This is a genomic window from Thermodesulfovibrionia bacterium, from assembly GCA_030646035.1.
Taxonomy (GTDB): Bacteria; Nitrospirota; Thermodesulfovibrionia; order UBA6902; family UBA6902; genus JACQZG01.
In genome coordinates this window covers 1-22,171 of sequence record JAUSMY010000055.1, presented here as the reverse complement: position 1 = coordinate 22,171, position 22,171 = coordinate 1, and the positions used below count along the sequence as shown (strand labels likewise).

The 22,171-nt window shown below is 45.9% G+C and carries 22 protein-coding genes, 4 tRNA genes and 1 other RNA gene; 6 read left to right on the top strand and 21 right to left on the bottom strand.

Going from position 1 to position 22,171, the window contains the following annotated elements:
• Positions 1-41: 41 nt before the first annotated feature.
• Genes Q7U10_08520 through nrfD form a run of 3 tightly spaced genes read left to right on the top strand, consistent with a single transcriptional unit; the run spans position 42 to position 3,767 of the window.
• Positions 42-2,231 (top strand): molybdopterin-dependent oxidoreductase, encoded by a 2,190-nt coding sequence (locus Q7U10_08520; protein ID MDO8282643.1) that lies wholly within the window; start codon positions 42-44, stop codon positions 2,229-2,231.
• Between the two features lies 1 nt (position 2,232).
• Positions 2,233-2,790, top strand: a complete 558-nt coding sequence (locus Q7U10_08515; GenBank protein ID MDO8282642.1) for a 4Fe-4S dicluster domain-containing protein — start codon at positions 2,233-2,235, stop codon at positions 2,788-2,790.
• Positions 2,791-2,798: 8 nt separating this feature from the next.
• Positions 2,799-3,767, top strand: coding sequence for an NrfD/PsrC family molybdoenzyme membrane anchor subunit (gene nrfD, locus Q7U10_08510; GenBank protein ID MDO8282641.1), 969 nt, complete (start codon positions 2,799-2,801; stop codon positions 3,765-3,767).
• 31 nt (positions 3,768-3,798) lie between these two features.
• Here the strand turns inward: nrfD and Q7U10_08505 are convergent, their stop codons facing one another.
• From Q7U10_08505 to Q7U10_08495, 3 genes are all read right to left on the bottom strand, one after another.
• Positions 3,799-4,032: a hypothetical protein gene (locus Q7U10_08505; GenBank protein MDO8282640.1), complete on the bottom strand. Its 234-nt coding sequence runs from the start codon at positions 4,030-4,032 to the stop codon at positions 3,799-3,801.
• 16 nt (positions 4,033-4,048) lie between these two features.
• On the bottom strand, positions 4,049-5,635 hold the full coding sequence (locus Q7U10_08500; GenBank protein ID MDO8282639.1) for a DEAD/DEAH box helicase: 1,587 nt from the start codon (positions 5,633-5,635) through the stop codon (positions 4,049-4,051).
• A gap of 91 nt (positions 5,636-5,726) precedes the next feature.
• Positions 5,727-6,041, bottom strand: coding sequence for a YajD family HNH nuclease (locus tag Q7U10_08495; protein ID MDO8282638.1), 315 nt, complete (start codon positions 6,039-6,041; stop codon positions 5,727-5,729).
• A gap of 76 nt (positions 6,042-6,117) precedes the next feature.
• Between Q7U10_08495 and Q7U10_08490 the strand changes: the two genes are divergently transcribed.
• Positions 6,118-6,513: a hypothetical protein gene (locus Q7U10_08490; GenBank protein MDO8282637.1), complete on the top strand. Its 396-nt coding sequence runs from the start codon at positions 6,118-6,120 to the stop codon at positions 6,511-6,513.
• Here Q7U10_08490 and Q7U10_08485 read toward each other — a convergent pair.
• The 9 genes from Q7U10_08485 to tadA form a co-directional block, all read right to left on the bottom strand.
• Positions 6,510-7,169 carry a DUF2238 domain-containing protein gene (locus Q7U10_08485; protein ID MDO8282636.1) on the bottom strand — a complete coding sequence of 220 codons (660 nt, stop codon included), beginning with the start codon at positions 7,167-7,169 and terminating at the stop codon, positions 6,510-6,512. The two genes, Q7U10_08490 and Q7U10_08485, sit on opposite strands and share 4 nt — an antisense overlap.
• Positions 7,166-7,522 (bottom strand): acyl-CoA thioesterase, encoded by a 357-nt coding sequence (locus Q7U10_08480; GenBank protein ID MDO8282635.1) that lies wholly within the window; start codon positions 7,520-7,522, stop codon positions 7,166-7,168. Before Q7U10_08480 ends, Q7U10_08485 begins: the two co-directional genes overlap by 4 nt.
• Positions 7,523-7,528: 6 nt before the next feature.
• Positions 7,529-8,122 (bottom strand): recombination mediator RecR, encoded by a 594-nt coding sequence (recR, locus tag Q7U10_08475; protein MDO8282634.1) that lies wholly within the window; start codon positions 8,120-8,122, stop codon positions 7,529-7,531.
• The gene (locus Q7U10_08470; GenBank protein ID MDO8282633.1) at positions 8,122-8,451 is read right to left on the bottom strand and encodes a YbaB/EbfC family nucleoid-associated protein; all 330 of its coding nucleotides are present in this window, start codon (positions 8,449-8,451) and stop codon (positions 8,122-8,124) included. Before Q7U10_08470 ends, recR begins: the two co-directional genes overlap by 1 nt.
• Before the next feature lie 120 nt (positions 8,452-8,571).
• A complete protein-coding gene (gene dnaX, locus Q7U10_08465) occupies positions 8,572-10,233 on the bottom strand; it encodes a DNA polymerase III subunit gamma/tau (protein MDO8282632.1) in 1,662 nt (553 codons plus the stop codon).
• Between the two features lie 43 nt (positions 10,234-10,276).
• Positions 10,277-10,375, bottom strand: an RNA gene (gene ffs / locus Q7U10_08460) — signal recognition particle sRNA small type.
• Between the two features lie 100 nt (positions 10,376-10,475).
• Positions 10,476-10,563, bottom strand: a tRNA-Ser gene (locus Q7U10_08455).
• 103 nt (positions 10,564-10,666) lie between these two features.
• Positions 10,667-10,756 (bottom strand) — tRNA-Ser (locus tag Q7U10_08450).
• A 16-nt stretch (positions 10,757-10,772) separates the two neighbouring features.
• Entirely contained in the window at positions 10,773-11,255 is a 483-nt protein-coding gene (gene tadA, locus Q7U10_08445; protein ID MDO8282631.1) for a tRNA adenosine(34) deaminase TadA, read from the bottom strand.
• A gap of 116 nt (positions 11,256-11,371) precedes the next feature.
• Between tadA and Q7U10_08440 the strand changes: the two genes are divergently transcribed.
• Together Q7U10_08440 and Q7U10_08435 are read left to right on the top strand one after the other, a co-directional pair.
• Entirely contained in the window at positions 11,372-11,965 is a 594-nt protein-coding gene (locus Q7U10_08440; GenBank protein MDO8282630.1) for a hypothetical protein, read from the top strand.
• Between the two features lie 39 nt (positions 11,966-12,004).
• Positions 12,005-12,328 carry a hypothetical protein gene (locus Q7U10_08435; protein MDO8282629.1) on the top strand — a complete coding sequence of 108 codons (324 nt, stop codon included), beginning with the start codon at positions 12,005-12,007 and terminating at the stop codon, positions 12,326-12,328.
• Positions 12,329-12,377: 49 nt separating this feature from the next.
• Here the strand turns inward: Q7U10_08435 and Q7U10_08430 are convergent.
• The 9 genes from Q7U10_08430 to Q7U10_08390 form a co-directional block, all read right to left on the bottom strand.
• A tRNA-Arg gene (locus tag Q7U10_08430) sits at positions 12,378-12,454 on the bottom strand.
• Positions 12,455-12,472: 18 nt separating this feature from the next.
• On the bottom strand, positions 12,473-13,009 hold the full coding sequence (locus Q7U10_08425) for a hypothetical protein (protein MDO8282628.1): 537 nt from the start codon (positions 13,007-13,009) through the stop codon (positions 12,473-12,475).
• Positions 13,010-13,047: 38 nt separating this feature from the next.
• Positions 13,048-13,140, bottom strand: a tRNA-Ser gene (locus Q7U10_08420).
• A 161-nt stretch (positions 13,141-13,301) separates the two neighbouring features.
• Complete coding sequence (locus Q7U10_08415) at positions 13,302-13,652, bottom strand: response regulator (GenBank protein MDO8282627.1); 351 nt, start codon at positions 13,650-13,652, stop codon at positions 13,302-13,304.
• A 52-nt stretch (positions 13,653-13,704) separates the two neighbouring features.
• Positions 13,705-16,839, bottom strand: a complete 3,135-nt coding sequence (locus Q7U10_08410) for a PAS domain S-box protein (GenBank protein ID MDO8282626.1) — start codon at positions 16,837-16,839, stop codon at positions 13,705-13,707.
• A gap of 4 nt (positions 16,840-16,843) precedes the next feature.
• On the bottom strand, positions 16,844-18,295 hold the full coding sequence (gene glgA / locus Q7U10_08405) for a glycogen synthase GlgA (protein MDO8282625.1): 1,452 nt from the start codon (positions 18,293-18,295) through the stop codon (positions 16,844-16,846).
• Positions 18,296-18,338: 43 nt separating this feature from the next.
• Positions 18,339-19,334, bottom strand: coding sequence for a galactose-1-phosphate uridylyltransferase (galT, locus tag Q7U10_08400; protein ID MDO8282624.1), 996 nt, complete (start codon positions 19,332-19,334; stop codon positions 18,339-18,341).
• Between the two features lie 255 nt (positions 19,335-19,589).
• On the bottom strand, positions 19,590-21,050 hold the full coding sequence (locus Q7U10_08395) for a catalase (GenBank protein ID MDO8282623.1): 1,461 nt from the start codon (positions 21,048-21,050) through the stop codon (positions 19,590-19,592).
• Between the two features lie 367 nt (positions 21,051-21,417).
• Complete coding sequence (locus tag Q7U10_08390; protein ID MDO8282622.1) at positions 21,418-21,954, bottom strand: class I SAM-dependent methyltransferase; 537 nt, start codon at positions 21,952-21,954, stop codon at positions 21,418-21,420.
• Positions 21,955-22,171: the final 217 nt, after the last annotated feature.

Sequence of the window (22,171 nt, the reverse complement as noted above, 5' to 3'; positions counted from 1 at the left end):
ATATTGATATAACATAACAACAGTTTTTGAGAGTGTAAGTTATGCCAATATCAAGAAGAGATTTTCTAAAATACACATCAATTGCTGCCGCGGGAACTGCTGTATCCTTTTCTGATGCTGAATTGTTCAGCCATCTCTTCGCCATCACCCCTGAGTCTAATGAAGATGTCAGGTATATTCCGACTTACTGCGAGGTCTGTTTCTGGAACTGCGGCGCTGTAGCCGCGGTTGTGGACGGCAAAGTCAAAAAGCTCGAGGGCAATCCCTATGACCCAAGGTCAAGGGGAAAGCTCTGCGCCAGAGGCAACGCAGGCATAGGAGAGCTTTATGATGATGACAGGCTCAAGCATCCCATGATAAGGACAGGCGCTCGCGGTGACGGTAAATACAGGGAGGCCTCATGGGACGAAGCCCTGAATTATACTGCTGAGAAGATGATAAAGATAAAGAATGAGTATGGACCGGAGTCTGTAGCATTCATGATGCACGGAGGCATAACAACACACCTGATGAATTTGGGCAAGGCGTTCGGCAGTCCGAATTTCGGATTTCCGTCTTATGGCCAATGCAGGGCTGCAAGGATGGTCGCCTATGACCTCACATACGGCGCTGATGTGGGTTCTCCCGAACGCGTGGATATGGCAAACAGCAGGGTAATCGTATTTTTCGGAACACACCTCGGAGAGAATATGCATAACTCCCAGGTTCAGGATTTCACAGAAGCACTTGGCAACAGGGCAAAGATAATTGTTGTGGACCCGAGGTTCTCTACAGCCGCAGGCAAGGCTGACCACTGGCTGCCGATAAGGCCGGGCGCTGATATGGCGCTGATGCTTGCCTGGATAAATATAATTATCAGCGAAGGCCTTTATGACAGTGAGTATGTTAACAAATACACCACAGGTTTTGACGAGCTCAAAGAGTCAGTAAAGGAGTATACTCCCGAGTGGGCCTCAAAAGAGACCGATCTGCCGGCTGACATTATAGTTGAGACTGCAAGAGAACTTGGCAGATACGCACCTTCAGTATGTATCCATCCAGGAAGGTTTACGGCATGGCACGGCAACGATACTCAGCGTGAGAGATGCATCGCGATATTGGGTGCGATACTCGGCACATGGGGAAGAAAGGGCGGGATATACCTTGCTTCTAAAGCACCGCTGTCAGGTGTTGCAGGCATGAGCTATCCTGTCCCGTCAAAGGTGTCAATTGCAAAAGGCCCTCATCATTTTGCGCAGCCTCAGCTTATGCAGGCTGTGCGGAGAACAACAATAACCGCTGACCCATATCCTATTAAAGGATGGGTAGTGGCAGGAACCAATATCCTGAGGGCTGTTCCGAATCCGGTAAAGAGCATAGAAGCTATCATGAAACTTGACCTCCTGGTCGCGATAGATATAAGGCCGCTGGATACTGCGATGATGGCTGATGTGATACTTCCGGAGTGCACATATCTTGAAAGGCACGACTCTCTCAAGATCGACAGAGGCGTGTCATTGTCAGTCGGCATCAGACAGCCTGTTGTAGAACCGCTATACAAATCAAAAGCCGGGTGGTGGATATGCAAGGAACTCGGCAACAGGCTTGGTGTTGGCGAATACTTCCCTTATGAAACATATGAGGGACATATTAAAAAAGAGTGCTCTGCCATGGGCATTGACTACGATGAACTTACAAGGGTCGGAACCAAATTTTACCCTGGAAGTGATAATCCTTATATCACAAACGAGAACCAGCCTGTATTTAAGACACCTTCAGGCAAGATCGAGCTTTACAGCAGCCAGCTTGCGGCACAAGGCTTTGACCCTATACCGAAATATAACCGCATTGAGCAGCCGGAAAAGGGATGGTTCAGGCTGCTCTCAGGCCGCTCGCCTGTACATTCTTTTTCAAGGACCGCAAATAACCAGAAGCTCTTTGAGCTCTTTGAGGAGAATGTACTCTGGTTAAATGCCAGGATTGCTTCAAGTATGGGGATTATGGACGGGCAGAATATTATTCTGGTCAATTCTGACAATGTAAGGTCTGAGATTATTAAAGCAAAGGTCACTCAGAGGATAAGAAATGACTGTGTCTATATGGTGCACGGCTTCGGCGCAAAGAGCAGGCTGCTCAGCAGGGCGCGCGGAAGAGGCGCTGACGACAGCAGGCTTATGACCAGGTTCGTGTCTGACCCGATAAGCGGCTCAACAGGCATGCGTGTGAATTTCGTGAGGATAGAGAAGGCGTAAAATGTCTAAATACGTAATGGTTATAGACCAGAGAAGATGCATCGGCTGCATGGCATGTATAGTCGCGTGCAAGGCTGAGAACGATGTGCCTGAGGAGCATTTCAGGACAAGGGTCATTCAGGAAGTAGAGGGCCAATTCCCAAAGCTCAGGATGGAGCTTCGTTCGGAATTGTGCAACCACTGCGATAACCCGCCATGCGTTTACAACTGCCCTACAGGCGCGTCATACAAAGATAAAGAGACCGGGATGGTCTTGTTAAAGAAGAACAGATGTGTCGGCTGCAAGGCCTGCATAGCCTCATGCCCTTATGACGCGAGATATATAGACCCACGCCACGGTTACGCTGATAAGTGCACATTCTGCTCGCACAGGGTTGCCAAGGGCAAGGAGCCGGCGTGCGTTCAGACATGCATAGGAAGGTCAAGAATATTCGGAGATATAGAGGATCCGGAAAGCGAGGTCTCAGTTCTTCTTCGTGAGCATCACTTTGAAGTATTGAAACCTGCCGCCGGAACCGAACCGAAGGTATATTACATTAACAGGATATTAAAGGGGTAACGATAGAAATGACTGAAGTCACGATCACAGGGATAAACAGCATCACATATCCTCACCTTGATGTATGGAACTGGCTGGTGGCGATATATCTTTTCTTAGGCGGGCTTAGCGCAGGCATCCTTATAATGTCAGCTATAGCCAACCTCAGGAAATGGCCTGGCAGCGCATCAGGGCCTCATTGTGAAAAAGGTGTCATGTTCGCCCCGTTCATTCTCGCATTCGGCATGCTCTTCATATTCCTTGACCTTGAGCGCAAGGCAAACATGTTCTGGTTCTATCTGACCCTCCAGCCGACCTCCCCGATGTCCTGGGGCGCGTGGGGCATAATGATCATAATACCCGTAAGCTTTCTTTACGCCCTTTCCACCGCGCCGCCGGAATCAAGGCATAACCTCAGGTACGAAGCGCTGATAAAACTTTCTGAGATGCTGCGCCCCTACATGAGAAGGCTTGCAATGATAAGCTTCGGGTTAGGGATATTTCTCGGCATCTATACCGGCGTGCTTCTCAGCAACATGCTTGCGAGGCCTCTATGGAATTCACCGATACTGCCTGTGCTATTTCTCACCTCTGCCGCTTCCACAGGCGCAGCATTCCTCATAATAGTTGCAAGAAGGGCTGCTGTTAAGCTTTTCTATACAAAACTCGATATATGGCTCATCTTTGCAGAGATAGTGATAATCGTGCTCTTCTTCTACGGACAGTACAATTCCTCAGCCTCCAGCAAGGCATCCATCATGCCTTTCTTTGCACTGACCCATGAATTTTTCCTGTACTTTTTGGCTGTATTTCTTATGGCTGTGCTCCTGCCGCTTGCGCTTGTAATGAAGCTGATAGAGATGAGAGAAGAGCACGCTGATGTTTTATCAGAGGCCACGATCTTCAAGATGAACCTGAGCGCGGTAATGGTACTCACAGGCGGACTCATTATAAGACTTGCGCTTATTTATGCGGGGCAGTTAGTTAAGTTTATGTGACAGATGATGGAAGTTGGGCTTCCATCATCTGCTAACCCTTTTTCTTCAGCAGTTCCTCTATCCTAGCAATCTTTGCTTTATAGTTCCTGCAGTTGTCCTCGAAGTCCTCTTTCATCGCCTCAACCTGAAGCGAGCCGATGTGGACGGATGCTTTGTGCATTGAAAAGCCGTAAGTCTCTTCTTCATCAATAAGGCATTCACTTGCATGCTCCAGTTCCTTTTTCAGCTCTTCGACCGACATGTCCTCAATATTTTTCTTTTCCATAACGAGACGCGCCGGTTTATCTCCCGCCCTTCTTATCCTTTGCCTTTGTAACGAATGGCCCGGAGCCTCTTTTCTTCTTCTTGAAGTAGGCTAATACCTTTTCAGCTTCATTAAATGGAAGGGTGACAAATGAGAATTTATCCAGTATCTGGATGTCCCTTACCTTTCCGGCTACTATGTCGCATCCGCATTTGTCCTTGATGAAATCTACCAGCTTGTCGCGTGTCATCCCGTCCTTGCTGCCCTGTGTCACAAAGAGGCGTGTCTTGCCTTTGCCGTCCACAACCGATTCCTCTATCTCAGCATAGCTCGATACATCCAGCTCATCCTGAAAAGAGTACTGCAGAAGCGCTGCTAATATATCTTCCGGTTCATTGGTTTCCAGAAGTTCTTTCGACATCTTCATGTATTCGATGTTGGGTGATGCTTCTATAATATCTGCAAGGTCTGCCTTGATCCTGCCTTTTTTCATCTCAATTACATCCTTGATCTTCGGCAGTTTCGCCTTGCGAATATCGGTCTTTGCCTTCTGCTGGATGAACTGGAGCTTTTTATACTCTGACGGCGTGATAAAGGTTATGGCTATGCCCTCTTTGCCTGCCCTGCCGGTACGGCCGATCCTGTGCACGTATGACTCAGGGTCCTGGGGAAGCGCGTAATTGATAACATGCGTCAGATCCTGGACATCTATTCCCCTGGCTGCCACGTCGGTGGCGATAAGGATATTGGATTGGCGTTTTTTGAACTTGTTCAGTATCTTCTCTCTCTGTCCCTGCGACATGTCGCCGTGAAGGCCGTCAGCGTCATAGCCGCGCTCGGTCATGTGGCTGGAGACATTGTCAACATCTATCTTGGTTCTGCAGAAGACAAGGCCGTAAAAGTCTTCTTCAATATCAATGATCCTGCAGAGCGCCTCAAACTTGTTTGCAGCTGCTACTTCAAAATATATCTGGTCTGTCTTGCTGACCGTAAGCTGTCCTTTGGAAACCTTAAAGACATCAAATTCGCCCATATGTTTCTTGGCGATCTGCATTATCTCAGCAGGCATCGTAGCTGAGAATAGCATGGTCCGTTTATCAGACCCGGTGTGCTTCATGATCTCTATTACATCATCAAGAAAGCCCATGTTCAGCATCTCGTCAGCCTCATCCAGTACAAGGAAAGATATATCATCCACCTTTAATGTCCGGCGCCTAAGATGGTCCATGATCCTGCCGGGCGTGCCTACGACTATATCAACGCCTTTCTTCAGGCTTTTAAGCTGGAGGTCGATGGACTGCCCGCCGTAGACAGGGATAATGCTCAGCTTCTTCTTGCCTTTTAATGAATTGATCTCCTCAGCAACTTGAATGGCAAGCTCTCTTGTGGGCGTAAGGACAAGGGCCTGGACATTTTTCGACCTTTCCGGCATGAGTTCTAACATCGGAAGGCCAAAAGCAGCTGTCTTTCCTGTGCCGGTCTGAGCCTGGCCGACAACATCCTTCTTTCCCAAAAGTATCGCCGGTATGGTGCTTATCTGGATCGGGGTTGGTTCCTCAAACCCCTTCTGCTTTAATACTTTTAATGTCTCTTCAGAGAGCCCTAGATCTTTAAATGATTCCATTTGTTAATTTCCTTTCATGAGCTGCATATTTGAATTTTTCATCTTGACAGCCTTAATTTTAGCATTAAATCCGAATTAAGTCTTATCCGCCTCATTTTTCACCGCTTAAATAGCCGCCAAGCAGGCCTCTGCTGTGCTCGTCCTCGTGGCAGTGGACGCAGAGGTTTTCCCAGTTAGAGCCGTTAGGCGGGTTGTTATTGTGGTTGCCGTCTTTATGGTGAACGGTCAGGATGTTTCTGTCTTTGTCCTCAAACTCTCTTCCGCACTTGGCGCATATCAGTCCGTGGATCTTGAGCGACATCTCCCTGTATCCGTTGTCAGCTGGGATGTTCTTCTTCAGCCCCCTGATTATCTCTTCAACGGATCTGTTTCCGCCTGTTTTTTTAGGCCATCTTTGTTTACGCATTTTTATATCTGTATATCTATGGAAAGATTATATCATTATTTTAACCCAACGGAAGCATCATGTTATAATCATCTTCATGAATAAAGAAAAACCTGTCATGTCTTCCAATTACGCGATGTACACTGTATTTATTATCGGGCTGCTGGCTTCAACAGCCTTCAGGATACTCATCATCATTGACCATATATATCCTTCCTGGGTCAGGCCGGTATGGTATTTTGCGGTACTGGGTAACTTTGCCTTCTTCTATCACCGATTCCGTATAACTATAAAGAGAAAAAAGGCTGTTGATGATTTTCACCTGATAGAAAAAGCAAAGTCAGGAGCATGCCTTTCTGAAGAGGAGAGGGAAGTTCTTGTTTACCTGCTCTCATCCATAAAGCGGTCGCCTGAGAACATTAACTACCTTATTATATTTCTATTGTCACTCATGGCGATAGGGGCTGATATTGTTTTAACCTATATCTGTTAGCGTCCTGCCTGATGTGCGGGAGCTGTTTCGCTGTCTGTATGCTTGGCAAAGTGAAGGATCTCTCTTCTTCTAAGCATACTGAAGAATGCCATTACACATACGGAGCCTAATCCGTCTGCCAGCATATCTTTCTGCGCATCCCAGACATCGCCCTGAGACCCCAGAAAAGCCAATCCTGCTGATGGATCTGAAGCAATCGCAAATGACCATTCTATGATCTCATATATGCTTGCGACAGCAAAGATAGTGAAAATAGGGAAGGAAAAGAGTATTAATTTTTTTGTTACCCATCTTTTGTTTAATATGAATTCAGCGATAGGGAAAGCATAAAATCCGACTGTAAAGTGGGTGATGCGGTCATAATGGTTCCTTTCAAACCCGAACAGTTTGGTAACATGGTCAAAGGGGACAAGCGCAAAGGTGTAATGCCCGCCGACTGTATGCAGGAAGATAAGAAAGGCCATGCATATATACGCTGCATTTGAGAATTGATATTTATGGTAGGTCAACAGCAGAAAGAGGACAATCAGCATGATCGGGATATTCTCAGCCCACCATATTGAACGGTCATGCGGGGCTACAGCCAATGCAGCAAAGACCATCAGGTATAAAGTGAAAAGGAAATAAGGAAGCTTATTGGTATTTCCAATGATCATTTCGGTAAAGGTATTTTCCTGCCTTCTTCATCAACGCGTACATACGTTACATTGGTAGAAAATATGAGGTCGTTCTCTTCATCAAGACTGTTGCCGCGAAATACTTTCATGCGATACTGGACTGAAGTATTTCCTGTTCTTGTTTTTTGAGCGATAAATTTCAGTATGGTCCCTTTTCTGACACTTCGCTTGAATTCAACCTTATCAAGCCCGATCGTGACAAAATTGCAGCCCGGATAATCCTGGCTTGCGGCTATCCACGCATATTCATCTGTCCACTTTAGAAGGTTGCCTCCAAAAAGAAAACCGTACTGGTTCATGTGCTGGGGGAGCACTAATTTATGATTTTCCATCTTGTGTTACAGCTCCTTTCTTCCCTCAAGTGATTTTGCAAGCGTTACCTCGTCGGCAAATTCAATATCTCCGCCGATGGGGAGGCCGTAGGCTATTCTTGAGAGCTTAACTCCAAGGGGCTTCAATTCCCGGGTGATGTACTGCGCGGTTGTCTCGCCCTTTGTATTCGGGTTTGTAGCGATGATGACCTCTGATATCCCGCCTCTCTTCACTCTCTCGGCAAGCTCGCTGATCTTGAGCTTGTCAGGCGTAATGCCGTCAATAGGTGAGAGCGCGCCGAGAAGGACATGATAGAGTCCGTTATATATTCGGGCGTTTTCAATGACAATGAGGTTGCTCGGCTCCTCGACTACACATATCTTGCTCTTGTCTCTTGCAGGGTCTTTGCATATATGGCACATCTCATCTTCTGTGACGCTGAAGCACTGGCTGCAGAAGCGTGCCTTCTCTTTTATCATGATGATGGCATCAGCCATTGAGCGGGCTTCATTATAAGGCATCCCCATAATAAAGAACGAAAGGCGCTGGGCGGTCTTTCTCCCTATGCCCGGGAGCCTCATGAGTTCTGTAACAAGGTTTTCTACTATATTGCCGCTCATTAACCGAATAGATTCCCAAGGCCGGGGAGCTTCATTCCGCCGGTCAGTTTACCCATATCATCATTAACCATCTGCTGCGCCCTGCGAAGCGCCTCATTTGAGGCGGCGATTATCAGGTCCTGAAGCATCTCTATATCGTCAGGGTTTACGACATCCTTCTCTATCTTGACAGAGACTATCTCCATTGCGCCGCTGGCTGTCACGACAACCATACCGCCGCCTGCAGAGGCCTCAACGGTCTTCTTCTTTGCCTCTTCCTGTATCTTTGCCATCTCCTGCTGCATCTTCTGGGCCTGCTTCATCATATCCCCAAGCATCTTATTTGACATTGTATCCTCCATGAAAAATCGATTGTCCCACTTTGTAAAAGGGGGATTGAGGGGGATTTTATAATTAATATTAAAATCTCCCCTGACCCCTCTTTGCCAAAGAGGGGAAATTATATATTGTTAGATCTCATCAGAACCTACTACCTCAAGTGACTTTACTTCCAGTATCGTGCTGTTGAATATCTTCATGGCATCCTGAACAAGCGGTTCAGAGATTATATTCTCTTTTGTTATACTGTTTTTATTTTCACTCTTTTTTGCAGCCAGAGGCACTATGCTGAGCTTCAGTTTCTTTCCTGCGAGTTTCTTTAAGATCTCTTCTATGCTTGATGAATTCTTTTTAATAGAGTCTGCAAGCAGCGACATACCGCCGTTAAAGCCTATCACAAGCTCCTTTGCCGTGAGGTCAACAGCCCTGGCCTCGGCGAGCTTGCATGCAAGGGTGTGGTCTTCAGCATCAAAGTGCTCAACTACTTTATTCCAGAGTTCTTCTTTATCATGATATGTTGTTTCATGTGAAGAGGCAGCAGCCTTGTCATGCGGTTGTATTTTATTTTCCGGATGGGGATCTTCAGTCTTTATACTTTTTTTTTCAGGAATGGACTCTGTTTTTATTTCCTTATTTCTTCCTGTTGCCGTATCCTGTGAGCCGGGTGTCTCGTTCAGCATCCTGATCACTGCGTCAACGGATGTCATGCCTTTTACGAATGACATCCTCAGGAGGCCGAGCTCAAGCGTGTATCTTGGGTTCATCGCGCTTTTCACTTCTCCGTCAAGTCTGAGCAGTTCTGTCAGTATCAACGTAAGCGGCTCTATTCCGACCTTTTCAGACTGTTTCCTGAGATCTTTAACCTCGTCTTCACTGAAGTCGAGAAAGTTTTCAGCATTTTCAGTCACCTTAACAATGGCGAGATTCCTGAAATGCTCAAGCAGTTCTTTTGTAAGAGACCGCAGGTCATAGCCTCTATCGGTCTGGTCTTTTACTATCGACAGTGTTCCGTTTATGTCGCCGTCAAGGATGGCTTCGGAAAGGCCTGATATGACATCCATCTCAGGCAGCCCGAGCAGCATCTGAAGGTCTTTTTCTGATACATCGCTGCTGAAGGAAGCAGCCTGGTCAAGCAGCGTGAGGGCGTCTCTCATGCTGCCATCCGCCGCTCTTGCTATCATATCCAGAGGTGTCTCCTGTATATTTATCTTTTCCGCCTCAACGATATTTTTCAGCTGCGTCTTTATCCTCTCTTTGGGTATCTTGCGGAAGAGATGGTGCTGGCACCTTGAGAGAATGGTTGCTGGTATCTTTTTAGCTTCGGTCGTTGCGAATATGAATATTACATGCGGCGGTGGTTCTTCAAGTGTCTTTAAGAGCGCATTAAATGCCTGGGTGCTCAGCATATGAACTTCGTCGATAATGTAGATCTTGTATTTTCCGCTTGAGGGGGCATACTTTATCCCGTCTCTCAGGTCTCTGACATCATCCACCCCTGTGTTTGACGCGCCGTCTATCTCAAATACGTCAACCGATGCTCCTGAAGTTATGGCTTTGCAGCTTTCGCATTTGCCGCAGGGCTCGCCTTCTATCCGGTCTGTGCAGTTAAGCGCCTTGGAAAGTATCCTTGCTGTTGATGTCTTCCCTATCCCCCTGGGGCCGGAGAAGAGATACGCATGGACGATCCTGTCTTGCAGGATGGCATTCTTAAAGGTCTGCGCGACATTCTCCTGTCCGATGAGATCTTCAAAGTTCTGGGGACGCCATTTTCTTGCGAGGACTATATAACTCATATTATAAAAGGAGTTGTTTGTGATCTTATATTTAATAATGCCGGGCCTTCAGGTGATCCTGCGGCACACATAATAGCTGCTTACCGTTGCTTCCTTCCGGACCTGGCGGGGTTCACAGTACGCTGTTGCACAGGGCCCAAAGACCCGACAAAATCGATAACGATAATAGTGAAAAGCTGAAAAGTTAACGTCTTGTTATTGCTTGTATTATACCTGTTAGCATAAACTTTTTCGCCCTGTTATGGCGGAGAGGGTGGGAGTCGAACCCACGGTACGTTGCCGTACACACGCTTTCCAAGCGTGCTCCTTCGGCCACTCGGACACCTCTCCAAAAAAACAGGGTTTAGGGTATAAAGCTAAAAGGTTAATTAACGCTATATACCTTATACCTTTTAGCTTTTAATTTTCAACTTTTCAACAATTAACTCAAATATGGCGGAGAGGCAGGGATTTGAACCCTGGGTGAGGTTGCCCCCACAACGGTTTTCGAGACCGCCCCATTCAACCGCTCTGGCACCTCTCCGATAAAACAAAGACTTTCAGCCCTTTACAGTCAACTTTTGATTCCTGATTCTCAACTTTTGAAAAAATCTTTTCAGTATTTCACCGCAATCTTCTTCAAGCACCCCTGACCTTACATCAACGCGATGATTGAGCGCCGGGTCAGTGGTTATATGGTAGATGCTTTCTGATGCACCGTATCGGGTATCCCTGCATCCATAAACAAGCCTGCCCAGGCGCGCATTGATCATTGCTCCGGCGCACATTACACATGGCTCTTTTGTTACATAAAGCGTTGCTTCGTTAAGCCGCCATCCGTTGTTTGTTATCGCGCCTTCTTTTATCGCGAGCAGTTCAGCATGCGCGGTAGGATCGTTTTCCGCTTCTCTCAGGTTATGAGCAGAGGCGATTATTCTGTCATTTATTACAAGGACCGCTCCGACAGGCACCTCATCTTTCTCAAATGCCTTTTCAGCTTCTTTAAGGGCAATGCCCATGTAATATTCATCTGATTCGCGCATAAATAGAAATTTCCTTGAAGAGACTCTATTAATGTAGCATAATGATATATATTGATGCAGTCAGCCGATGATATCGTCAGGCTGTGTCTTTTATCAATCAAGGAGGATTCTGCCGTATGAGATGGAGTTGGATAACAGTGGTTTTCTTTGGAGTTATCTTATCAGGCTGCGCCACCCCCGGAATCGATGAGGTGAGGTTAAAACAGTCTGAGATGGAACTTAGAGCAGAGTTCAGGGAGCAGCTTGATGCGGCCAGGCAGGAATTGAGACAGGAGATCAAAAATGAGAACCAGGGCCTTAAGTCTGAGATTCAGGGTTCCAGCGACGGGTTACAGACAGGGATGGCAGAACTGAGAAGCCTTCACGATAAAGACAATGTTGAGCTTCAGAAAGAGATATTCAACAATAAGAGGATGATAGAGGACCAGGCGAAGAGGATATATCTGATAGAGTCTATTGTAACGGCAAAGGCGGCTGCGCCTAAACATGTGGAAGAAGAGGGGCTTGTGACTTATATTGACGGGATAAATATTTCAATATCTCTCGGCAGCGGTGATAAGGTAAAACCCGGGGATGTTTTCGGCATTTATAAAAAAGGAAAGAAGATAGCCTCAGGCAAGGCCATTAAAGTGGACACTAATTCCTCTGAGGCGATGGTAATATCAAAAAAAGATGAGATATCTGTCGGAGATTCTGTAAAACCTGAATAAGAGCCCGGCAATAAACTTTAAGAAAAGGAGGCAGTGAACATGCGTTGGTTATTGAAAATTTCCACGGTGTTGTTTTTAATGATTGGCACATACGCTCTTATGGGGCCTAACAGCAGTTCAATGGTGATCAATGTGTTTAAAGCCATTCACTCTGAAGCAATTGTGAATCAGCAGGCTATTTTTGATTATATCCAGTTTGCAGTCGGGTTGATTTTTCTCAGTTTCGCTTTAACATGGATAGCAATGGCGTACATGCTGAAGAAGTTGCTTATGATAAGGAAAGCGACATATGACAATCATGAGATTTATTCGGGAGAAGAAAAAAGGCATTGCGACAGAAGGGAGAGTGACAAGGAAGCTTAACTTATCTTATTTATTCAGGTTCTCTTTTGGGCAGAAAAGTAAAGAAAGATGGTGCGCCCAGGAGGAGTTGAACCCCCAACCTTCTGATCCGTAGTCAGACACTCTATCCAATTGAGCTATGGGCGCATTTGAAACTATTCAGGCCTAGTTCTTAATGCCTTCTTTCAGGAGCAATCCAAAACGCTCATGCTCAAACGCATGAATGGTCGGCAGGTTGGCATAGAGCCATCCCCATTCTTTTCCTGACTTAGGGAATATCTGAGATCCTTTTTCATAAACAACTATCCCTACTGAAGGGTTTTTTGCTTCATTTGAAGCGGAAGTAATAATATTGCCGTCAATTGTAAGATCCGGTAAAAAGGAGCCTACCTTGACCACAAGGTCTGAGTCAGGCACATTAAACTTCTCTCCTATCCTGACCTTATACTCCTTCTCCTTGCCCATTTCCTTGTCTTTAAGGATGAGCACAACATCTGTCCAACCGCTCTTTACAGGGCCTGGAACGACGACCTGGAACTCTTTAGGTATTGCATTTTTTTCAACAGGGGTTGATGACTGGTCTGCTATTATCGGCCCTGAAGATCCAGCCTGCGGTTTTGCAGCCTCCTCCTCCTTCTTTTGGCAGGCTGTAACTGAGAATATTAATGCTGCTGCAAAGAGTAGAACAATTATTTTTTTCATAACAAAACCCCTTTATTGTAAATTCTTTTTTAAAATAATGGCGGAGAGGCAGGGATTCGAACCCTGGGTGGGGTGTTACCCCCACAACCGCTTAGCAGGCGGCTGCCTTCGACCTACTCGGCCACCTCTCCATAACACTATTTATTAATAAACAGTTCTGATTTAAAAAGAAAGAAAATCTGTTAATCAGCTATAAAATATACTTGATTACGGTTTGTTTTGTAAACCTGATGACTTAACGGTCTTGCAATAAAATCAAAATCTCATCGCAGATTATAAGCAATTACAGGCCTTAATCTTTGTGAAGCAGTTTCTTTATTGTGCTCTTCAGCTCATCAAGGTCCGCTGATTTTACAATGTATGCTTCAGATGCCCAAAGCGCAAAGTCATCCCTGTAATCATAGGCTGTTGACATGATAATGGGAGTTTTGGGATTTATCTCTTTCATCTTCCTCAAAAGATTTATGCCGTCTATGTCAGGCATAAGGATATCCAGGGTAACTATGTCCGGTTTTTCTGTTTCAAACAGCTTCAGGCCGTTTGCCCCGGTATCTGCCACTATGACTTCATAGCCTTCTTCTTCAAACTCCAATTTATAAAGGCGCCTGATATTTATATCATCATCAACAATTAAGATCTTCATGCCGCTCCCCCTCTTTAAAATGTTTATTTAATTTAAATGCTGATTGTCTCCATTAATTATCGGTATGGCTTATATCCAATGGAAAATACACCTTAAAGGCAGAGCCCTTGTTCACTTCTGTATCTCCGGGCTCATGAAAATGGCTTTCAACCTCTATCCTTCCGCTATGCTCCAGGATTATTTTATTGGTTACCGAAAGGCCGAGCCCGGTGCCGTCGGGCCTTGTTGTATAAAAAGGATTAAAGATATTATTGAGTTCCTCAGGCCTGATCCCGCAGCCTGAATCTGAAATCTCGATCAGCGCCTCATTATTGTCACTGCATGTTCTTATTGCGATAGTCCCGTTTTCAGTAGCGTTATTTGCATTGGTAATAATGTTCAGTATCGCTTCCCTCATTCCGTTCTTGTCTATGACCACCATTATAGGCGACTCTGAAAGAAGATTGATAATTTCATTCCCCTTGCTATTGACTTCAGGTGTTATGAAATCTATGGTCTCTTTTAAAACCAAATTGATATCCATGCTGCTTTTTGTTGCAACAGGGCCTTTAACAAATCCAAGTATCTCCTTCAGTATATATTCAAGCCTTGTGACTTCATTCACTATAATATTTGCAAATTCATGTGCTTGACCCTCGGTGCTGTTTAACAACCTTCTTGCGAAACCGCCTACCGAGACAAGCGGGTTCCTTATTTCATGCGCGACCTTTGCAGCCAGTTCTCCCAAGGCAGCCATTCTTTCTGAAGAGGTGACTTTATCTCTTAGTGCATTAAGTTCTGTGATATCACGGGCGACATGCACTGTCCCGGCATACGTCCCGGATGAGTCAAAGATCGGGGAGCTTGATATCACAAAGGTCCCGCCAAGATACTGGTCGTCGATCTCCTCGATAGACGGCTCATGCGAGGTCATGGTCTTTATATGCGGGCAAAAGAGGCTGTGTTCCTCTTTTCCGTGAAACATCTCAAAGCATTTTTGGCCTATTATTTCCTCTTCGCTCTTCCCCAGTTTCTTTATTACCGCTTGGTTTATTCGTCTTATAACGCAGTCTTTGTCAGTGAAATAGACCATGTCTGTTATAGATTCAAAGATATTTTTAAGTTCAGCCCTTGCAAGCGAGACGTTTTCAAAGAGCTTTGCATTCTCTATTGATGAGACGATGTGGCTGGTAAATATCATTAATGACTGCAGGTCATCATTTTTGATCGTCTTCCCTGAAAAGAGATTGTCAACCCATATCAGGCCAATTGCCTCGCCTCCTGAAAGCAGGGGAACCACGCCAAATGACTTGGACATAAACTGCTGCATGAGGTTTGCTGGGGCCTGTGCTTCTGCTTCTGTAACATTATAGAAAGTTTTTTCCTTTATGCAGCGGCTAAAGATGGAATCCTTGCCAAGGTCTATAATAAAACTGCGGCTCAGTTTGTCAAAAGAGGATTCTTTGGGCTGGGTATCACTGTCGATCTCGCTGATAATGTTTTCCAGGTTCTTGCCGCCAATAGACTGCCATATCTCCCTGGCCTCATCAAAACTTGCAGGGCCGACCCCCATCTCCCCTTTTAGGGCGTTATTTCCTTTGTCAATAAGGAAAAGGATCGCTCTGTTAAATCCCAGGCCGTCGCTCATTGTGACAGCTGAGAGGACCATCCTCGCAAGTTTCTCCAGCTTGATAGTGCTTTTTACGGCAGAGCTCATTATGAATAATCTTGACAGCTCGTTATTCTTTTTTATTAATTCTTTTTCTATCCTCTTCTTTTCAGATATATCTCTTGAGATCCCGCTTATGCCGGTGATGTTTCCGTATGAGTCGAGTACCGGTGAGAGTGTAAGGCTGACCTCTATGAATTCTCCGTTCTTTCTTTGCCTTATGGTTTCAAGGTCGCTTAATATCTGCTTCTGAAGGATCTTCTTTATGTTGTTCTTTTCCTCCTCAGCAAGGAACTCAGGAACCATTGGAAGGAATTTGCCCAATGCCTCCTCTTCTGTGTATAAATATATCTTTTCAGCCCCCTTGTTCCATGATGTGATTATGCCGTTAATGTCTGAAATGACAATGGCATCGGGCGAGTTGTCTATAAGGCTTTTAAGATAGTCTTTTGTCTGGGTGACTTCAAGGTAAAGGCTAAGCATATCGTTCTCTCTTTCGAGCTCTTTTCTGTAAAGCCTCGCGTTCTCGATCGCAACGGATGAAGCAGAGGCAAATGTCACCAGCCTGTTTAACTCTTCTTCTGTGAAAGTCGCCGCGCCCCACTCGGTTTTTTTGTTATAAAGCCCTAATGTTCCAATGATATTTTTGCCGACTATCAGGGGGACACAAAGCACAGAGGTTGCTTCGATACCCGGCACGCGCAGGTTTTCAGGCATCTGACGGGCATTGTCTACTATCATCGGTTCGCCCGTCATGGCAACATGTCCTGCTATTCCGTTGCCGAGGCGTAAAGACATCTCCTTCTTTATCTCCTCAGGCAAGCCGTAAGAGGCTTTAATATTAAGAGCTTCACCTTCAAGAAGCCTGATGATACAGCCTTTTGCGCTGAAAAGATTTGATACCTCTTTGCATATATACGGCAGAAGCTCATCTATATCCAGAATGGATGTTATCGCCTTGCTTATTTCATGGATTACCTTTAATTCATCAAATCGGGTTTTGACATTTTCATAGAGCTCGGCATTCCTTAAAGCGACGTTAAGATTATGGGAAATAATAGTAAGGATGCTGATCTTTTCCATGCTGTAAGAGCAGGCCGACCTGTTCTGAAGCATAAGAATGCCCACAACTTTGGAATCCCTCATGATCGGGATCGCGATAAGAGAAAGGTAATCATCGCCCCCGGGCCTCAATAGGACTTTAATATCAGGTTCATTGCTTATGTCAGGTATTATGAGAGGCTGCTGTTCCGCCATGATCTTTTCGATGATCCTGTTGTTTTCTGTGGTTAGACAGAATGATGTGCTTGGTTTATTTTCAGCATCATTTGTGGCTTCAACGCAGACAAAATGCCCTCCCGGTTTGATCAGGCAGACAGAACATAAGTCATTGTTAAATGTGGTTGCAACTGTCTGTGCGATTGCACCGAGGATTTCAGTCAGGTCTGTAGTAGAACTGACGATCTGGCTGACTTTCCTTAAGATGTCTATCTCAGACAGGTCAAAGACCGGGTCATTTTTTTCTTTTATCTCTGACATGGTATTAAGTTATCGCTTTTAAGGCTTTTTTATACAGAGATACATATTTTTCAGTTGATTTACCCCAGGAAAAATCCTGCGCCATTGTGTTCTTCACGATCTTATCCCATTCTTTCTTATCATAATATAATTCTATCGCCTTTTGAAGTTTTTTCATGAGCTCTTCAGAAGAGTGGCTCTTCAGGAGGAACCCGGTCCCTTTCCCTTCTGATGGCGAGTATTCAGAGACTGTGTCTGCAAGCCCTCCGGTCTTTCTGACAACAGGCACAGCGCCGTAGCGAAGCGCGATAAGCTGCCCCAGTCCGCACGGCTCGTACATTGACGGCATCAGAAAGATGTCTGAGCCGGCGTATATCTTATGTCCCAGCGCCTCTTCAAACCCTATCGTCACAGACAGGTGTCCGGGATATTTCTTGCGGCATTCCAGTAACGCATTTTGAAAGAACTCGTCTCCCTTGCCTAATACTGCAATCTGTGCGCCTGATCTTAATATCTCTTCCATGGACTCTATTACAAGGTCAAGCCCTTTCTGTGATGAGAGCCTTGAAACCAGCCCGATGAGCGGTGAACTGTTCACAGGCAGCCCCAGTTCGGCCTGAAGGGATCTTTTACATATCGCCTTGCCTGAAAGGTCTTTGCTGCTGTAATTGGCAGGGATGAACTTGTCTTTTAAAGGCCCCCAGTAATCCAGGTCTATCCCGTTGATGATCCCGTAAAGGTCATCTTTCCGTTCCCTCAGGACGCCTTCCAGCCCGAAGCCGTGCTCCGGGGTAAGTATCTCCTGTGCGTATGTCCTGCTTACGGTGGTAATAATATCAGAGAATATTATCCCTGCCTTGAGGAAGTTTATCTTTCCATAGAACTCCAGCGCATTCATGTTGAACATCTCCCATCCAAGGCCGGTGAGAGGCATATCGGTTTTTGGGAATATTCCTTGATATCCGAGGTTATGGATCGTTAAAAGCGTAGCTGTCTTTGGGAAGTCGTTTCTGTAGATCTTTTTCAGATAAACAGGTATCAGGGCTGTCTGCCAGTCATTGCAGTGTATGATGTCCGGTCTCAGGTTTAACGCCTTTAATGCCTCGAGCGTGCCCCTGCTGAAAAAGATAAAGCGTGCGGCATTGTCAGGATAGTCACCTTCAGGAGTGCAGTATAATTCATCTCTGTCGTAATATTTTTCATTCTCAATAAAATACGCGTCAGCCCCTTCGGATGTCGTTCCTTTCCATAATATGCCTTTTTCAATATCATTGCCGACCCGCACAGCTATCTCTTTGTTAAGGGGTTTGATATTGAAGGAACTTGCCGCCTTTTTTATCTCTCTGTAAAGAGGCAGGATGACGGCAGGCTGCAGCCCCATCTTCTTATATTCATTGGCCAGCACTCCTGCCACGTCCGCAAGGCCGCCGGTCTTAACAAATGGGACTGCTTCTGAGGAAGCTATCAGTATTTTCATATGTAAAAATATATTTAATCGGGCTGGCTACAGTTAAGAAGAGCTAACTGATCTCTGCTTCCCTCATGAATCTCGCAGCTTCTTCAGGTGGTGTCGGGTTTATGTAAAATCCTGAGCCCCACTCAAATCCCGCTATCTTTGTGAGCTTGGGCTTTATCTCAATGTGCCAGTGGTAATAATCGTTTATCTCGTTATTGTAAGGTGAGGTATGGAGCATCATGTTGTATGAAGGGAAGTCGAGAACATGGTCTATCTGCTTAAGCGTCTTCTGCAGTATCTGGGCCAGCAGGTTCGCATTGCCGCTGTGCAGGAATTTGGATTCATGTTTTTTTGGCAGGATCATCGTTTCAAACGGCGAGCTGGCGGCAAAAGGTGCGATCGCCATATAATCTTCATTTTCAGAGATGACCCTTATTTTATAAGCTGCTTCCTGATGTATGATGTCGCAGAAGATGCAGCGTTCTTTGTAGGTATGGTAATGCTTGGCGTTCTCAATCTCTTCCTGCACCAAATGAGGTATGATCGGCAGCGCTATAAGCTGCGTGTGGGTATGGTCAAGCGATGCCCCAGCATCCTCGCCCTCGTTCTTAAATATGAGGGCATACTTGAAGCGGGTATCTTTTTTAAGTTCAGATATCCTACTGTCAAAGGTCTGCAGTGCATCCTCAATATATTTCAAAGGCATAGTGGACAAAGTGCTGTTATGGTCCGGGCACTCTATGATGACCTCATGCGTCCCGATGCCGTTCATCTTGTCAAATATCCCTTCGCCTATCTTGTCGAGCTCCCCTTCAGAGCGCAGTGCAGGGAATTTATTCTGAACGACCCTCAATGTCCAGCCCGGAGAATTCGGCTCGCCGCCGCCCGGCCTTATGGCAGATATCTCAGGCGGGGTCGTATGTTCATTGCCTTCACAGAAGGCGCAGAAGCCTCCTTTCGGCGCTGTGATGCGTTTAGGAAAGTCAGAGGGCCTTTTGCCTCTTTCTATTGAGATGATGACCCACCTTCCTGAGATTGGGTCTTTTCTTAATTCAGGCATATAGATTCTCCAGTACGAGGCGTTATAATAAATTTCAAACTGCTGCTTATTTCCAGTGTCCTATTGTGTTATATATTATATAACTAGTGAAGTAATAATTTTATATGAAGTCATCTTTTCATACAAGGTTCATTAACAGCCTATTTTAAGACCTCGGGATTATTAGAGAGGGTGGGTAGTTATTAATGTCTCGGAGTCAGCAGACGGTGCTAATGCGCCACCGCTGACTCCGAGACATTATCTGTTTTGTTCAATCTATGCTGTAATATCGTTCAAGGGAATGCCCAACGCATCAGCCACGCCCTTGCCATAGGCTTTGTCCGCCTTCAGGCAATTACCTATGTGACGAATCTGTATTTCTCTTGGCGCGCCGCCGATTGCACGAGCGGTGTTGGCAAAGAGCACCTTCTGTTGTTCGACGCTCATCAAGTGGAACAGCAAACCGGGCTGAGTGAAGTAGTCTTTGTCTTCTCTATGATTCCAGTGGTCGGCAGCTCCTTCCAGGCTGAGAGGCGGTTCAGCAAATCCAGGCTGCTGTTCCCACTCGCCGTAGCTGTTCGGCTCGTAACCGAGAGTGCTGCCATGATTTCCGTCAACCCGCATGGCGCCGTCGCGGTGAAAGCTGTGGAAGGGACAACGTGAGGCGTTGACCGGGATCAGTTGATGGTTCACGCCGAGCCGGTAACGCTGTGCATCGCCGTAGGAGAAGAGACGTCCCTGCAGCATCTTGTCCGGCGAGAAGCTGATGCCGGGGACCACATTGGCAGGATTGAAGGCCGCCTGCTCCACCTCGGCGAAATAGTTCTCAGGGTTCCGGTTAAGTTCAAATGTGCCCACTTCCATCATGGGGTAGTCTTTGTGAAACCACACCTTGGTCAGATCGAAGGGGTGGTAGGGAACTTTTGATGCGTCTTTTTCCGGCATAATCTGGATAAATAGTTTCCACTTCGGGAAGTCCTCCCTTTCAATGCTATCGTAGAGGTCCCGCTGGTGGCTCTCCCGGTCCTTCCCGACCATGGCCTCGGCCTCAGCATCCGTCAGGTTCTTGATGCCCTGCTGCGTCTTGAAGTGGAATTTAACCCAGTGACGCTCGCCCTTGGCGTTGATGAAACTAAAAGTATGGCTTCCGAATCCATGCATGTGGCGGTAGGTGGCAGGAATGCCCCGATCGCTCATGATTATAGTGATCTGGTGCAGCGCCTCAGGCAGTGATGTCCAGAAATCCCAGTTGTTCTTTGCACTGCGCATATTGGTGCGTGGATCGCGTTTCACTGCATGGTTGAGGTCTGGGAATTTCAACGGATCACGCATGAAGAATACAGGCGTGTTGTTGCCCACGAGGTCCCAGTTGCCTTCCTCAGTGTAGAACTTCATGGCAAATCCACGGATGTCGCGCTCCGCATCTGCCGCCCCTCGTTCCCCTGCTACTGTGGAGAAGCGGACGAAGAGGTCGGTCTTCTTTCCGATTTGGGAGAAGATCTTTGCTTTGGTGTAGTGAGTAATGTCATGTGTAACAGTGAAGGTGCCATAAGCGCCGGAACCCTTGGCGTGCATCCGCCGCTCAGGAATTACCTCACGATCAAAGTGGGCCAGCTTTTCAAGGAACCAGACATCCTGCAGCAGCATCGGGCCGCGCGGCCCGGCTGTTATGACATTCTGGTTATCCGGGACAGGCGCCCCGGCGTTGGTGGTCAGTTTCTTATTCTCGTCTTTCATGATGCCCCCTTCACTTAGTGAATTGTTCAGATAAAGTAAATATATTGCATTTCTATTGTGATTGCAAAAAACTTTATGAGCAGGTAATCAGAAGAGTTGAATCGCCCAGCCCCAGACAGAGAGGCTCGTGCCTCTTCACTTTTCATCTAAATACATGGATCGGCCGGATGCGCTTTTGAGGGAGGCTGAGGAGGAGTTTGGTAGAGGGTGAGGTGGGGGGTAACGATTGAGTTCAGCCGCATCACCCTGAACGCAAAACGTGGTAAAGGCAATGCACAGGCAATCCAACACCAAACTTGGAGAAAAACGCGCGGGGTGGTGTCGGCTACAACGATTTGTTAGAGAACCTTTTCACAAAGGTCTGTGTCTATTTAATTCTTTCAATCCAAAAAGACATCAGACGATGATTGCTCTGGAGATATGAAAATATTTGTTGCATTTCATTGAAGTAATTTAACCGCATATATCTTGCTGCCCAGATAATTTTAAAAGATTCATTGAACAACATAAAAGAATGAACCATATAAGATTCATTCCAAAACATATTCCCATCATCAATCCATTCTTTCCAGTAATTTGTAGGAATAACAATATCATGCCAATGAACTAATGAACCCACTTTTAATTTCGGGATTATCTCTAAGATTTCATAGTTTACATCACTGCCAATTTTGCTTACATGGCTAGAGTCAATGAATAACAAATCAGCAGTAGAAAGCAAATCAATCTCTACCTCCTGTAATTTACGGTCAATCAATTCAAAATCTGCATTCTGGATTTCTCTTAACTCCCTCCGTGGATAAGGCTCTACAGAATAAAATTTATAAGAATTTCCTTCTTTTTTATTCATCTGAAGAGCTTGTAAACTTATTTTTGTAGTATCTCCAGCACCGATCTCTATCATTATCTTAGGTTTTTTTTCTCTAACCATAGCATAAAGAACAAAGGCATCAACAAGAGATAATCCAGTATTAGGGGAAGGAGAGAGGTGGACCCCGGAATTCGGACAGTCGTATAAGGTGTAAAATATACGATTAACGAAGGAGGAAACCTGAAGATGAGCAAGACAAAAAGGACGAGGTATTCAGCAGAGTTTAAGGCAAAGATAGCCCTTGCAGCGT

Coding starts and splice junctions, on each gene's coding strand:
- galT (MDO8282624.1), bottom strand. CDS start 19,334: ATGCCTGAATTAAGAAAAGACCCAATCTCAGGAAGGTGGGTCATCATC.
- Q7U10_08515 (MDO8282642.1), top strand. CDS start 2,233: ATGTCTAAATACGTAATGGTTATAGACCAGAGAAGATGCATCGGCTGC.
- dnaX (MDO8282632.1), bottom strand. CDS start 10,233: ATGAGTTATATAGTCCTCGCAAGAAAATGGCGTCCCCAGAACTTTGAA.
- Q7U10_08490 (MDO8282637.1), top strand. CDS start 6,118: ATGAATAAAGAAAAACCTGTCATGTCTTCCAATTACGCGATGTACACT.
- Q7U10_08520 (MDO8282643.1), top strand. CDS start 42: ATGCCAATATCAAGAAGAGATTTTCTAAAATACACATCAATTGCTGCC.
- recR (MDO8282634.1), bottom strand. CDS start 8,122: ATGAGCGGCAATATAGTAGAAAACCTTGTTACAGAACTCATGAGGCTC.
- Q7U10_08425 (MDO8282628.1), bottom strand. CDS start 13,009: ATGAAAAAAATAATTGTTCTACTCTTTGCAGCAGCATTAATATTCTCA.
- tadA (MDO8282631.1), bottom strand. CDS start 11,255: ATGCGCGAATCAGATGAATATTACATGGGCATTGCCCTTAAAGAAGCT.
- Q7U10_08480 (MDO8282635.1), bottom strand. CDS start 7,522: ATGGAAAATCATAAATTAGTGCTCCCCCAGCACATGAACCAGTACGGT.
- glgA (MDO8282625.1), bottom strand. CDS start 18,295: ATGAAAATACTGATAGCTTCCTCAGAAGCAGTCCCATTTGTTAAGACC.
- Q7U10_08500 (MDO8282639.1), bottom strand. CDS start 5,635: ATGGAATCATTTAAAGATCTAGGGCTCTCTGAAGAGACATTAAAAGTA.
- Q7U10_08440 (MDO8282630.1), top strand. CDS start 11,372: ATGAGATGGAGTTGGATAACAGTGGTTTTCTTTGGAGTTATCTTATCA.
- Q7U10_08470 (MDO8282633.1), bottom strand. CDS start 8,451: ATGTCAAATAAGATGCTTGGGGATATGATGAAGCAGGCCCAGAAGATG.
- Q7U10_08495 (MDO8282638.1), bottom strand. CDS start 6,041: ATGCGTAAACAAAGATGGCCTAAAAAAACAGGCGGAAACAGATCCGTT.
- Q7U10_08410 (MDO8282626.1), bottom strand. CDS start 16,839: ATGTCAGAGATAAAAGAAAAAAATGACCCGGTCTTTGACCTGTCTGAG.
- Q7U10_08390 (MDO8282622.1), bottom strand. CDS start 21,954: ATGATAGAGATCGGTGCTGGAGATACTACAAAAATAAGTTTACAAGCT.
- Q7U10_08415 (MDO8282627.1), bottom strand. CDS start 13,652: ATGAAGATCTTAATTGTTGATGATGATATAAATATCAGGCGCCTTTAT.
- Q7U10_08505 (MDO8282640.1), bottom strand. CDS start 4,032: ATGGAAAAGAAAAATATTGAGGACATGTCGGTCGAAGAGCTGAAAAAG.
- Q7U10_08485 (MDO8282636.1), bottom strand. CDS start 7,169: ATGATCATTGGAAATACCAATAAGCTTCCTTATTTCCTTTTCACTTTA.
- nrfD (MDO8282641.1), top strand. CDS start 2,799: ATGACTGAAGTCACGATCACAGGGATAAACAGCATCACATATCCTCAC.
- Q7U10_08395 (MDO8282623.1), bottom strand. CDS start 21,050: ATGAAAGACGAGAATAAGAAACTGACCACCAACGCCGGGGCGCCTGTC.
- Q7U10_08435 (MDO8282629.1), top strand. CDS start 12,005: ATGCGTTGGTTATTGAAAATTTCCACGGTGTTGTTTTTAATGATTGGC.